The sequence below is a fragment of the Kribbella aluminosa genome (genome assembly GCF_017876295.1).
In the GTDB taxonomy this organism is placed as follows: domain Bacteria; phylum Actinomycetota; class Actinomycetes; order Propionibacteriales; family Kribbellaceae; genus Kribbella; species Kribbella aluminosa.
The window spans coordinates 2,272,891-2,285,713 of record NZ_JAGINT010000002.1; the positions used below are offsets into that span (position 1 = coordinate 2,272,891).

Below are 12,823 nucleotides of genomic sequence, written 5' to 3' on the forward strand. Positions count from 1 at the left end.
CTCGTGCACGGTGAACGTGACGTTCACGCCGACGGCGGCGGGCGGCCGGACCGGAAACCTGTCCGTCAACGCCGCTGGAGTGCTGAGCACCGTGCCGCTGTCGGGCACCGGCGTCGCGCCCGGGCCAATTCTGAACGCGAACCCGGGCAGCCTGTCCTTCCCGGACACATCGGTGGGCAGCGCGTCGCCGACGCAGACCGTCACGCTGACGAACTCGGGTACGGCGTCTGCGACGGTCTCCGGTGTTGCTGCAACCGGCGACTTCAGCCAGACCAACAACTGCGGAGCCGTCCCGGTCGGCGCGTCCTGCACGGTCACGGTCACGTTCAGGCCGACCGCGTCGGGAGCGCGGTCCGGCGGCGTGACGGTGACGAGCAACGCCAACAACAGCCCGACGTCGATCTCCCTGACCGGCAACGGCATCGGGACCGACACCAACCTCGCACTCAGCAAGCCGACCACGGCCAGCAGCCAGGTCAACGGCACACAAACCCCCGCTACAGCAACGGATGGCGACGCAAACACCTACTGGGAGAGTGTCAACAACGCCTTCCCGCAGTGGTTGCAGGTGGATCTCGGCGCGACCCGAAGCATCGGCAAGGTGACGCTGAAGCTCCCGCCGTCGTCGGCCTGGGGCACGCGTACACAGACGTTGTCGGTGCAGACGAGCGCTGACGGATCCAGCTTCAGTACGGCGGTCGCGTCCGCGACGTACACGTTCACGTCGCCCATGAACGTCGTCAACATCGCCGTACCGACGACCAGCGCTCGCTATGTGCGGGTCAACATCACGGCGAACAGCGGATGGCCCGCCGGACAGGTGTCGGAATTCGAGGTGTACCCGAGCGGTGGCGCGGGGGCGACCCTGAGCGCCAACCCGTCCTCGCTCACCTTCGCATCGCAGACCCTCAACACAACCAGTGCCGGGCAAGCGGTCACCGTGACCAACACAGGCAGCCTCGCGGCCTCGGTCTCGAGCGTCACGGCCACGGGCGACTACACGCAGACCAACAACTGCACGACCATCGCAGTCAGCGCGTCCTGCACGGTCAACGTCAGCTTCCGGCCGACCGCGTCCGGCAGCCGCGCCGGCACGCTGACAATCAACAGCAACGCGACCAACACCCCGAGCACCGTCGGGCTGTCCGGCACCGGCGCCGGCTCGACGAGCACGAACCTCGCCGCGGGCAAGCCCACCAGCGAGTCCAGCCACAACGACGTCTACCCGTCGAGCAACGTGACCGACGGCAACCAGTCGACGTACTGGGAGAGCGCGAACAACGCCTTCCCCCAGTGGATCCAGGTCGACCTCGGCGCCGCCACCAGCGCCAGCCGGATCGTCGTACAACTGCCGGCTTCCTGGGGAGCGCGCACAGAGACCTTGTCGGTTCTCGCCGGCACCAACGGCACGACCTTCGACACGCTGGTCGGCTCCGCGAACTACTCCCTTGCCCCTAGCAACAACAACACCGCAACCATCACCTTCACCCCGACAACCCAGCGCTACTTCCGCCTGAACGTCACCGCCAACACAGGCTGGCCAGCAGCCCAACTCTCCGAACTCCAGATCTGGAACTCCTAGGCTGTGCCAGAGCGCTGTCTCTCGTGCTCAGCTGACCGTTGGTCATCTCGACAGCCATCGGGAACGGGTGCTCGCAGTACTCCTCGACCGTCGGTGCGTGGTACACGACCTGCTCGCCGACGGTCTCGGTCAGCAAAGCGGCGTACTGGGGCCGGTGAGGTGGTCGCCGGCGATGCTGATGGTGGTGCCGATGAGATCGGGGCGCTTGAGGATCGCGAAGGCGCTGCGCCCGATGTCGTCGGGCGCAGCGAAGGAGAACGTGGTCCGCAGGATCGTCGGTACGCCGTACTTCGTGAACAGCGCGTCTGCCTCGCCCTTCGCGTCGAAGTGCGGGACCTTGTAGCGCCCGTCGTCCAGGCTCGGTACGTCGTCCCGCCTGGCGAAGAATGATCGGATGCCCTCGAGTCGACCAGGTGCTGTACGCCGGCGTCGCGGGCGGCCCGCGCCGCGATCTCGGCCTGCTCCAGCTCCATCTCGGCCCGGGTGCGCGTGGCCTGCTGCGCCGGGGTGAGCGGAGCCCAGTAGTTCGTCACCATGTAAGCGCCGTCCGCGCCGTTGAACGCGGCCCGTACGCTCGCCTCGGCGTCGAGGTCGGCCGCCGCCACCTCGGCGCCGGCCGCCGCGAGCTCCTGCGCCTTGGCGGAGTCCGGATAGTCCTTCGGGTTGATGTGTCAACCCAGGTGGGTAGGATGGTTGGTGTGAGCAAGGGACCGTGGCTCGGCGACGGCGAGCAGAAGGCATGGCGCAGCTATCTGCTGATGCAGCGGACGCTGGAGACGCACCTGGAGCGGCACCTCCAGCGGGACTTCGGGCTGTCCACGCCGGACTTCGAGATCCTGGTCAACCTGTCCGAGTCGGAGCACGGCCGGATGCGGGCGTTCGAGCTCGGCCGGTCGACGCAGTGGGAGAAGAGCCGGCTGTCGCATCACCTGTCCCGGATGGAGAAGCGCGGCCTGATCCGCAAGGAGGCCTGCGAGTCGCGGTACCCGGAGATCGTCATCACCGAAGCGGGCACGGCGGCGATCGAGGCGTGCGCGCCGGCGCATGCGGCGCGGGTCCGGGAGTTCTTCGTCGACGTGTTCGGGCCGGAGCGGTTCGCGATGCTCGGCGAGGCCGCGGACGAGGTCGTCGAGGTGGTCGGCAAGCATTGCGCGACCGACTGCGCGCTCGGCTCCTGAGAACTGTTCTCAGGGACCTTTCAGCAGAACTTGACGGTGGCTTGAGCTTCTCTTGGAGCGCGGCTGAAGCGCCTCGGCCGAGTCTTGGGGCATGGTCAGAACAGATGAATCCCAGCCCAACCGTCCGCGCTGGTTGCGCCGCGCGTCGGCCGCCGCGATAGCCACGGCCGTCCTCGGTGTCGGCGCGACCGGGGTGTCGGTCGCGGTCGTCTCGGCGAAGCACTCGAGCAGCAGCACCTCGGGGACGACGTCCAGCAGCTCGACCTCCAGCAGCTCCAGCTCAGGAAGCAGCTCGAGCACCAGCGGTCTCGGCTCGACGGCCTCCGGCTCCTCGACCGCGCAGGGTGGGAGCCACGGATCATGACCGCCGCCCGCACCTGGTCCGCCTGGAGCTGCACGGTCCGCCTGACCGTCGACGATCCGGCCGTACTCGGTGCTGCCTGCGGTGAGCTCAGGACCCTGATGGACCGCGTCGACAAGGCCGCGAGCCGGTTCCGCCCGGACTCCGAGCTGTCGATTGTCAACAATCGTGCAGGTGCCCTCGTGCCGGTTTCCCGGCTGCTGGTCGACCTGGTCGACGTCAGCCTGGTGGCGGCGCAGGTGAGCGGCGGGGCGGTCGACCCGACCGTCGGTCCCGCAGTGATCGCGGCGGGGTACGACGCCGACATCGAGACGGTACGGCGGCGCTTCCCGCAGGAGCCCGGTGAGCCGAAGCCGGTGGCCGGCTGGCAGCAGGTCCGGTTGAACCGGAAGCTGGCGATGCTCGGCGTACCGAAGGACTGCGCGCTCGACCTCGGTGCCACCGCGAAGGCGTGGACCGCGGACCGCGCCGCGAACGTGCTCAGCAAGCGCTACGGCTGCGCGGTGCTCGTCGAGATCGGCGGCGACCTGCGCGCAGCCGGCGTACCGAAGAAGCCGTGGGTCATCACGGTCGCCGAGCGCGCCGGTGAGATCGGCGTACTCGTGACGCTGGGGCACGGCGGTCTGACCAGTTCGACCCGGACGGTACGGCGGTGGCAGACGCCGGCCGGCTACGGCCACCACGTCATCGACCCGCGCACGGGTCTCCCCGCGGACGGGCCGTACCGCACCGCGTCCGTGTGGGCGCCGACCGCCGTACGGGCGAACACCTTCAGTACTGCGCTTGTGGCCACAGGGGATGGCGCGCTCGGCCGGCTGAAGCTTGCTGGGCATCCGGCGCGGTTGATCGACGCGGACGGTGAGGTCACCGAGTTGTCGGGCTGGCCGACGGCGAGCAGGGCCGCCTGATGACGCTCTGGTACCTGGCCCGTGCAGCCGGCGTGGTCACGATGGTCATGTTCACGATGTCGGCAGTACTCGGCATGGTGATGCCGCGAGTGCAGTCGGCCGAACGGCGGTTCTGGCTGCAGTACGTACACCGCTCGGCTGCTGTGACCGGTCTGGTCCTGCTGGTGACGCACGTGGTCGCAGTGATCGCCGACAGCTACGTGAGCATCAGCCCGGTCGTTCTGGTGTGGCCGTTCGCGTCTGGCTACCGGCCGTTCGCCATGGTCGTCGGTGTGCTCGCGCTCTACAGCCTGGTACTGGCGTCACTCGTCGGAGCGGCGCGTGGCCGCCTGGCCGTGTCCGAGAGGTTCACGAAGTACTGGCGCAAGCTGCACATCGCTGCGTCGGTGGGGTGGCTCTTGTCCATCGGGCACGCACTGCTGGCCGGCACGGACCGCAGTACGCCGTGGATGCTCGGCATCACGATCGGCTGTCTGGCCGCGGTAGCGACTGCAGGTGCCTATCGGCTCAACGCACTACCTACCAGAGTTTGGAGGACCCAGTGATCACCGTGGACGACGTGAGAGTGATCGGTGAGGCCAGAGTCCTCGCGGGACTCGACCAGGGGCGCCTGGACTTCCAGCGGCACCTGTTGACGCACGGACAACAGCCTGAGCTGACCCGCCACGAGTACGTGCGGCTGTGTGAAGCAGTAGGACTCAGGGGACGTGGTGGTGCCGCGTTTCCGGTCGCCCTGAAGGTGCAGGACCTTCCGGCTCGTGGTGTGGAAGCCGTTGTGGTCAACGGTTCTGAGAGCGAGCCGGTGAGCCGCAAGGACCGTCTGCTTCTTACCCGTGCGCCCCACCTCGTTCTTGACGGTGCGGTCGGTCTGGCGCATGCACTGCGCGCACCACACGTGCTGATCGCCGTACATGACCAGGAGGCGGCCACGTCGCTCCGGGAGGCGCTGATGGAGCGCGACGACCAGTTGGCGATCGAAGTACGTGAGACACCGGGCCGGTTCGTCGCAGGGGAGGCCCGTGCGGTGTTGAGCGTGCTGGAAGGCGGTACTGCCGTACCACCGGGGCGTCGGGTGCTGCCGACGCGCAAGGGGTACCACCGGCGTCCGACGTTCCTCTCCAACGTGGAGACGTTCGCCCAGCTCGCCGTACTGGCGCGGCTCGGGTCTCGTGGGTACAGCAGCACCGGGCTGAGCAGTGAGCCGGGTACGCAGCTCCTGACGATCGGCGGGGCCGTCCAGCACCCCGGCGTACTGGAGACACCGAACGGTGTCCCACTGGACACAGTCCTGCAGTACGCCGGTGCGGAACCGGGCCCTGTCCTGCTGGGCGGGTACCACGGGCGCTGGCTGCCGAACACCGACGGCCTGACGCTCCAGCGGCCGGAGGTGTCCGCGGGCATCATCCTGGCGCTCGGCTCCGACACCTGTCCGCTGGGAGAGGTCACCCGGGTCGCCGAGTGGCTGAGAGGTCAGTCAGCAGGACAGTGCGGCCCGTGCGTGTTCGGCCTCGGCGCTCTGGTCGACGACTTCGCCCGGATCACGATCGGCGACCCGGACGGCTGGTACGACGCCCAGCGGCATCTCGGGCTGGTTCCGGGCCGAGGAGCCTGCGCGCACCCGGACGGGACTGCGAGGTTCCTCACATCGGCGCTCGAGGTGTTCGAGGACGACGTACGGCGGCATCTCAACCACGAGGGGTGCGGCAGGCCGGTCCGCGGCGTGCTGCCGGTATCGGGAGGCCAGCGGTGAGCAGGCTGGAGATCGACTGGACCCGGTGCGACGGGCACGGCTTGTGCGCCGGGCTGTTGCCCGACGACATCGCCCTCGACGAGTGGGGATTCCCGGTGCTCCGGGGCCGCGAGATCACCGCCGGTGAGCTGCCGGATGCGCGCCGCGCTGTGCTCGCCTGCCCGGCTCTCGCACTGCGTCTCACCAAAGGTCTCACCAAACGATGACAGGCTCGTCCCAACACCACACCAGTGACAAAGGTGGACTAATCTCTGAGTGACCGCACAATGTCGTGCGGTCCGGCGGGAGCCGACCGCCGACGTCACGTGTGGAGACGGTGGGGAATGCAGAGCAAGCTGGACGTCCTGAAGGCCGATGTGATCGCGAAGGCGGTGGCCACGGGGACCCATGGGCACGACAAAGTGGTCGACCCGGTCAGGCTGAAGACCTTCCTCGAGCAGTACTACCGGCATGTTGCCGCCGAGGACGTCGCCGAGCGCCAGCCGAACGACTGCCTGGGGGCCGCGCGGCACCACTACAAGTCGGCCATGTCCCGGCCGCAGGGTACGGCGAAGGTGCACGTGTTCACCCCGACGCCCGAGGAGTTCGGCTGGTCCGCGGCCGGCCGGACCGTGGTCGAGATCGTGGTCGACGACATGCCGTTCCTGGTCGACACCGCGGCGATGGTGATCACCGAGCGGAACCTCGAGCTGCAGCTGCTGATCCACCCGCAGTTCGTGGTCCGGCGGGACGTCGCCGGCACGCTGCAGGAGGTCCTGGACGACACCACCTCGGCGGACGAGCACGACCTGGTCCGCGAGAGCTGGATGCACCTGGAGATCGAGCGGATCGCCGACGTCACCGAGCACCGTGCGCTCGAGCAGGACCTGCTCAAGGTGCTGAACGACGTCCGCGAGGCCGTCGAGGACTGGCCGAAGATGCACGAGAAGGCCGTCAGCATCGCGGCCGGCCTGCACGCCGCCGATCTGCCGGTGCCGGAGAGCGAGGTGGAGGAGGCCCGCGAGCTGCTGGAGTGGCTGGCCGACGAGCACTTCACCTTCCTCGGCTACCGCGAGTACGACTTCACCATGGAGGGCGCGCAGGGCATCCTGCGTGGCAGCGCCGGCACCGGGCTGGGCATCCTCCGGCCGGACCCGAGGCCGGGCTCCGGCAAGCTGCCGCCCGAGGTAAGCGCCAAGGCGCGTGAACGCAAGCTCATGATCCTCACCAAGGCGAACTCCCGCTCCACCGTGCACCGCTCGACCTACCTGGACTACGTCGGCATCAAGCAGTTCGACGAGAACGGCGACGCGGTCCGCGAGTGCCGGTTCATCGGCCTGCTGTCGTCAACGGCGTACACGGAGAGCGTTATGCAGGTCCCGGTGCTGCGGCGCAAGGCGCTGGAGCTGTTCCGGCTGACTGGCTTCGACCCGAACAGCCACAGCGGCAAGGGCCTGCTGGACGTACTGGAGACGTACCCGCGCGACGAGCTGCTGCAAGCGCCGGTGGAGGACCTGCTCCCGATCGTGCAGTCCGTCCTGCACCTGCAGGAGCGGCGCGCGGTCAAGCTGTTCGTACGCCGTGACGTCTACAACCGGTACCTGTCCTGCCTGGTGTACCTGCCGCGGGACCGTTACACGACGGCGGTCCGGCTGCGCATGCAGCAGATCCTCAAGGACGCCATCGGCGCCGAGTCCGTCACGTACGCGGCGTACGTCACCGAGTCCGTGCTGGCCCGCGTGCACTTCGTGGTCCGGATGAAGCAGGGCGAGACCGTAGGCGAGTACGACGCGGACACCCTGGAGCAGCAGGTCGTCGAGGCGACCCGTGCCTGGGAGGACGACTTCACCGCGGCGCTGCACGCGCAGGGCGGCGACGGCGCGGTCACCAAGCTGTTCCGCCGGTACGCCGACGCGTTCCCGGAGGCGTACAAGGAGGACTTCGACGCGCGCGTCGCGGTCAACGACGTCCACGTGCTGGACGGGCTGCCCGCGGACAACGGGCTGGCCATGTCGCTGTACAGCCCGATCGACGAGGAGTGGGAGGGCGAGCGCCGCTTCAAGGTGTTCCGCACCGGGTCGGCGCTGTCCCTGTCGCACGTGCTGCCGCACCTCAGCGCGATGGGCGTGGAGGTCGTCGACGAACGCCCGTACGAGATCCGCCGTGCCGACGGCAGCATGGCGTACATCTACGACTTCGGGCTGCGGGCGCCGGAGGACAGCGAGGAGCGCGAAGAGCTGCGCACACTGTTCTCCGACACGTTCCAGGCGGTATGGGAGGGCCGGGCCGAGTCCGACAGGCTGAATGCGCTCGTACTGCGTGGCAGCCTCAGCTGGCGGCAGGTGTCGATCCTGCGCGCGTACCAGCGCTACATGCGCCAGGGCGGTACGCCGTTCAGCCAGGCCTACATCGAGAACACCTTCCTGAACCACGTGGACGTGGCGGGCCTCCTGGTGCAGCTGTTCGAGACCAGCTTCGACCCGGCGCGCGGTGCGGCCGACGACCCGGACCGGACGATGCGTACGGACCAGCTGGAGAAGGAGATCCTGGCGGCGCTGGACACGGTGCAGAGCCTGGACGAGGACCGCATCCTGAGGTCGTACCTGACCGTCATGAAGGCGACCCTGCGGACGAACTACTTCCAGCCGGGGCCGGACGGCCGGCCGCGGCCGTACATCTCGCTGAAGCTGGAGCCGAAGGCGATCCCGGACCTGCCGCAGCCGCGGCCGGCGTACGAGATCTTCGTCTACTCGCCGCGGGTCGAAGGTGTGCACCTGCGGTTCGGCGCGGTCGCGCGCGGCGGTCTGCGCTGGTCGGACCGGCGCGAGGACTTCCGGACCGAGGTGCTCGGCCTGGTGAAGGCGCAGATGGTGAAGAACTCGGTGATCGTGCCCGTCGGCGCGAAGGGCGGGTTCTACGCCAAGCAACTGCCGGACCCGTCGGCGGACCGGGACGCCTGGCTGGCCGAGGGCATCGCGTCGTACAAGACCTTCATCTCCGGGCTGCTGGACATCACCGACAACATCGTCGCCGGTGACATCGTTCCTCCTCGGGACGTGGTGCGGTACGACGGGGACGACGCATATCTGGTGGTTGCCGCGGACAAGGGAACGGCGACGTTCTCCGACATCGCGAACGGGGTCGCGAAGGAGTACGGGTTCTGGCTGGGCGACGCGTTCGCGTCCGGCGGCTCGGTCGGGTACGACCACAAGGCGATGGGCATCACCGCCCGCGGCGCCTGGGAGTCGGTCAAGCGGCACTTCCGCGAGCTCGGCCACGACTGCCAGAACGAGGACTTCACGGTCGTCGGCGTCGGCGACATGTCCGGTGACGTGTTCGGCAACGGGATGCTGCTGTCGGAGCACATCCGGCTGGTCGCGGCGTTCGACCACCGGCACATCTTCCTGGACCCGGCGCCGGACGCGGCGGTGTCCTTCGCCGAGCGGCGGCGGCTGTTCGAGCTGCCGCGATCCTCGTGGGCGGACTACGACGCGTCGCTGATCTCCGCCGGCGGCGGGGTGTACCCGCGAACCGAGAAGGCGATCCCGATCTCCTCGCAGGTCCGTGAGGTGCTCGGCATCGACGGTAGCGCCACGAAGCTGACGCCCGCCGAGCTGATGAACGCGATCCTGAAGGCGCCGGTCGACCTGTTCTGGAACGGCGGCATCGGGACGTACGTGAAGTCGTCGAACGAGTCGAACGCCGACGTCGGCGACAAGGCGAACGACGCGATCCGGATCAACGGCGCCGAGCTGCGCGCCCGCGCGGTCGGCGAGGGTGGCAACCTCGGCTTCACCCAGCTCGGCCGGATCGAGTACGCCGCGAACGGCGGCCGGATCAACACCGACTTCATCGACAACGTGGCCGGCGTGGACACCTCCGACCACGAGGTGAACATCAAGATCCTGCTGGACACGGTGGTCGCGGACGGCGACCTGACCGAGAAGCAGCGCAACGACATCATCGCGTCGATGACCGACGAGGTCGGCGCGCTGGTGCTGAAGAGCAACTACCGGCAGAACATCGCGCTCGCCAACGCGACCGCGCAGGCGCCGGCGTTGATGCACGTCCACCAGGACTGGGTGCGGCGGCTGGAACGCCAGGGCCTGCTCGACCGGCAGCTGGAGTTCCTGCCGAGCATCCCGGAGTTCAAGCGCCGCAAGGCCGAGGGCCGCGGGCTGACCTCGCCGGAGCTGTCCGTGCTGATCGCGTACACCAAGATCGTCATGGAAGCCGAGCTGCTCAAGACGTCGCTGCCGGACGACCCGTTCCTCAAGCACAAGCTCGCCAGCTACTTCCCGAAGGCGATCCAGGAGCGGTTCGCGGATCAGATCCAGAGCCACCAGCTGCGCCGCGAGATCATCACCACGCAGGTCGTGAACGAGTTCGTGAACACGTCCGGCATCACGGCGTACCACCGGCTGTCGCTGGAGACCGGCGGCAACGAGGAGGACGTCGTCCGCGCGAACCTCGCGGCCTCGCGGATCTTCTCGCAGCCGGAGCTGCTGGCGGCGAACGCCGAGCTGGACAACGTGGTCGACGCCGAGACGCAGACCGGGATGCGGCTGGAGACCCGCACGCTGGTCGAGCGGGCCACCCGGTGGCTGGTGTCGAACCGGCGGCCACCGGTGGACATCGAGGAACTGATCGAGTTCTTCGGCCCCGGCATCGCGAAGCTGACCGCGGCGTTGCCCGAGGTACTGCGGGGTCGCGAGCTGGCGCTGTTCGAGCAGCGCCGGGAAGCCCTGGTGCAGAAGGGGGTCTCGGAGGACTTCGCGACCCGGATCGCGGTGCTGCCGCCGACGTACGCCGGACTCGGGATCGTCGAGACCGCGTCCAGCGACGACCTCGACATCCTCGAGGTCGCCAAGGTCCACTTCGCCCTCGGCGAACGCCTGCAACTGGGCCGCTTCCTCGAACGCATCATCGGCCTGCCGCGCACCGACCGCTGGCAGACGATGGCCCGCGCCGCCCTCCGCGACGACCTGCACTCGGTCCACGCCCGCCTGACCCGCCAGGTCCTGGCCACCACCGACGCCACCGCCGAACCCGAGGACCGCGTCATCACCTGGCAGGACCGCAACGCTGCGGCCCTCTCCCGAGCCGCCTCCATGCTCGAGGAAATAGTAGAAATCGAGGGCCCGGAACTCGCCCACCTCTCAGTAGGCCTCCGCCTGGTCCGCACCCTCCTCGCCAACCAGGCCTAACGTTCGGACACCACGACGTCGACGGAGTACTGGTCGGCCCGGTAGCAGTGGCTGCCGTATTCGACCGGGGTTCCGTCGGCGGCGTAGGCGGCGCGGGTCATGGTGATCAGGGGCTCGGCCTTGGACATGTGGAGGGTGCGGCGTTCCTCGGCGGTGGCGTTGCGAGCGCCGATGCGTTGCCGGGCGACCGCCGGGCGGATGCCGCGGGCGCGGAGTACGGCGTACAGGCCGTCGTTCGTGAGGTCCTCGAGGGTGAGGTCCTCGAGGGCCGGGGGCAGCCAGTTGCGCAGGATCGCGAGCGGCAGGTCGTCGGCGTACCGGAGCCGGACGATCGAGACCAGCGGGGTACCGGGCGGGAGCTCGAGGACGGCGGCGGCGCGTTCGTCCTGCGCGGCGCAGTCCAGCGCGAGTACTTCGGTGTGCGGCGTCCGCCCCTCGCGGGCGAGGTCGTCGTACAGGCTGGTCAGCTCGGCCTTGCGGTGCACCATCTGGTTCGCGACGGTGGTGCCGATGCCGCGGCGGCGGACCAGCAGGCCCTGGTTGACCAGCTCGGAGATCGCGCGGCGCACCGTCGGGCGGGACAGGCTCAGCCGGTCCGACATGCCGATCTCGTTCTCGAACGGGTCGCCCGGGCGCAGCCGGCCGTCCGTGATGGCAGCGGTCAGCTGCTCGGCCAGCTGGTGGTACAGCGGCACCGGGCTGGACCGATCGAGCTGGATCGGCAGGGCGGCATTCATGACCGGATGGTACTGCGTATGTCCACACGTGAGAATGTGTTAACAAAGTCTTGACACCTCTGCCGCAGGCCCGGAAGGCTGGCAGTCAGCGCGCCGCCGTGGCGCGCCCTTACTCGAGAGAGGGCTGCGCGGATGCGGATCGGGTTGGTCGGGATCGGGCGGATCGGGGCGTTCCACGCCGCGACGCTGCAGGATTTGCCGGCGGTGGATCAGGTGGTCGTCGCCGACGCGGACCCGGCCCGGGCCGAGGCGGTCGCGAAGGAGCTGGGCGTTACGTCGGTCCCCGACGTACCGGCGTTGCTCGCGTCCGAGCTGGACGGGTTCGTGATCGCGGCGGCGACCTCCGCGCACGCCTCGCTGATCGAGGCGGGGCTGGCGGCCGGCGTACCGACGTTCTGCGAGAAGCCGGTCGCGCTCGACCTGGCCGAGACCGAGCGGGTGCTCGCGCTGGTCGAGGCCTCGACGGTGCCGGTACACATCGGTTTCCAGCGCCGGTTCGACGCCGGGTACCAGGCGGCGCGGGCGGCGGTCGCGTCCGGCGAGCTCGGCTTCGTGCACCACGTCCGGGCGAACACGAACGACGCGTTCCCGCCGCACCAGGACTACATCCCGCAGAGCGGCGGCTTCTTCCGCGACTGCACGGTGCACGACTTCGACATCATCCGGTACGTCACCGGCCGCGAGGTGGTCAGCGTGTACGCGACCGGCGCGAACCGCGGCGAGACCTTCTTCGGCGAGTACGGCGACGTGGACTCCGCCGCCGCGCTGCTGACCCTGGACGACAGCACGTTCGTCGCGGTCAGCGGGACCCGGTACAACGGCGCCGGTCACGACGTACGGATGGAACTCCACGGCAGCCTCGGCTCGATCGCCGTCGGCCTCGACTCGCATACTGCTCTGCGCTCGGCGGAGCCCGGCGTCGCGTTCCCGGACGGGCCGCCGCACATGACCTTCATGGACCGGTTCCAGCCCGCGTACGTCGCCGAGCTGACCGCGTTCACGGAGGTCGTCGCCGGTACCCGCAAGGTGCCGTGCACGGTCCGCGACGCGCTCGCCGCGTTCCGGATCGCCGACGCCTGTGAACTGTCCCGCCACGAAAACCGCATCGTCACGCTCTGAGG

At 69.0% G+C, this 12,823-nt stretch carries 11 protein-coding genes and 1 pseudogene; 9 read left to right on the forward strand and 3 right to left on the reverse strand.

Annotation, left to right across the window (positions count from 1 at the left end; all coding sequences use genetic code 11):
• The first annotated feature begins 16 nt into the window (after positions 1-16).
• Positions 17-1,582, forward strand: a complete 1,566-nt coding sequence (locus JOF29_RS32115; RefSeq protein ID WP_209698131.1) for a discoidin domain-containing protein — start codon at positions 17-19, stop codon at positions 1,580-1,582.
• Between the two features lie 97 nt (positions 1,583-1,679).
• Positions 1,680-1,925, forward strand: coding sequence for a hypothetical protein (locus JOF29_RS43855; RefSeq protein WP_245359661.1), 246 nt, complete (start codon positions 1,680-1,682; stop codon positions 1,923-1,925).
• Positions 1,926-2,037: 112 nt separating this feature from the next.
• Here JOF29_RS43855 and JOF29_RS46130 read toward each other — a convergent pair.
• Positions 2,038-2,187, reverse strand: a pseudogene (locus JOF29_RS46130) (NmrA/HSCARG family protein); the annotation flags it as partial.
• A gap of 93 nt (positions 2,188-2,280) precedes the next feature.
• On the opposite strand from JOF29_RS46130, the gene JOF29_RS32125 reads away from it, so the two are divergent.
• A complete protein-coding gene (locus JOF29_RS32125) occupies positions 2,281-2,760 on the forward strand; it encodes a MarR family winged helix-turn-helix transcriptional regulator (protein ID WP_372446384.1) in 480 nt (159 codons plus the stop codon).
• A gap of 9 nt (positions 2,761-2,769) precedes the next feature.
• Here the strand turns inward: JOF29_RS32125 and JOF29_RS32130 are convergent, their stop codons facing one another.
• Positions 2,770-3,060, reverse strand: coding sequence for a hypothetical protein (locus JOF29_RS32130; RefSeq protein WP_209698133.1), 291 nt, complete (start codon positions 3,058-3,060; stop codon positions 2,770-2,772).
• 60 nt (positions 3,061-3,120) lie between these two features.
• Here JOF29_RS32130 and JOF29_RS32135 point away from each other — a divergent pair, with 60 nt between their 5' ends.
• The 5 genes from JOF29_RS32135 (at position 3,121) to JOF29_RS32155 (ending at position 10,965) form a co-directional block, all read left to right on the forward strand.
• A complete protein-coding gene (locus JOF29_RS32135) occupies positions 3,121-4,029 on the forward strand; it encodes an FAD:protein FMN transferase (protein ID WP_209698134.1) in 909 nt (302 codons plus the stop codon).
• Positions 4,029-4,574, forward strand: coding sequence for a hypothetical protein (locus tag JOF29_RS32140; protein ID WP_209698135.1), 546 nt, complete (start codon positions 4,029-4,031; stop codon positions 4,572-4,574). Before JOF29_RS32135 ends, JOF29_RS32140 begins: the two co-directional genes overlap by 1 nt.
• A gap of 14 nt (positions 4,575-4,588) precedes the next feature.
• Positions 4,589-5,779 carry an NADH-ubiquinone oxidoreductase-F iron-sulfur binding region domain-containing protein gene (locus tag JOF29_RS32145; RefSeq protein WP_209698136.1) on the forward strand — a complete coding sequence of 397 codons (1,191 nt, stop codon included), beginning with the start codon at positions 4,589-4,591 and terminating at the stop codon, positions 5,777-5,779.
• Positions 5,776-5,985, forward strand: coding sequence for a ferredoxin (locus tag JOF29_RS32150; RefSeq protein WP_209698137.1), 210 nt, complete (start codon positions 5,776-5,778; stop codon positions 5,983-5,985). The genes JOF29_RS32145 and JOF29_RS32150 overlap by 4 nt, the downstream gene beginning before the upstream one ends.
• A 117-nt stretch (positions 5,986-6,102) precedes the next feature.
• The gene (locus JOF29_RS32155) at positions 6,103-10,965 is read left to right on the forward strand and encodes an NAD-glutamate dehydrogenase (RefSeq protein WP_209698138.1); all 4,863 of its coding nucleotides are present in this window, start codon (positions 6,103-6,105) and stop codon (positions 10,963-10,965) included.
• Here JOF29_RS32155 and JOF29_RS32160 read toward each other — a convergent pair.
• The gene (locus JOF29_RS32160) at positions 10,962-11,702 is read right to left on the reverse strand and encodes a GntR family transcriptional regulator (protein ID WP_209698139.1); all 741 of its coding nucleotides are present in this window, start codon (positions 11,700-11,702) and stop codon (positions 10,962-10,964) included. The two genes, JOF29_RS32155 and JOF29_RS32160, sit on opposite strands and share 4 nt — an antisense overlap.
• 132 nt (positions 11,703-11,834) lie before the next feature.
• On the opposite strand from JOF29_RS32160, the gene JOF29_RS32165 reads away from it, so the two are divergent.
• Positions 11,835-12,821: a Gfo/Idh/MocA family protein gene (locus JOF29_RS32165; protein WP_209698140.1), complete on the forward strand. Its 987-nt coding sequence runs from the start codon at positions 11,835-11,837 to the stop codon at positions 12,819-12,821.
• Positions 12,822-12,823 lie beyond the last annotated feature (2 nt).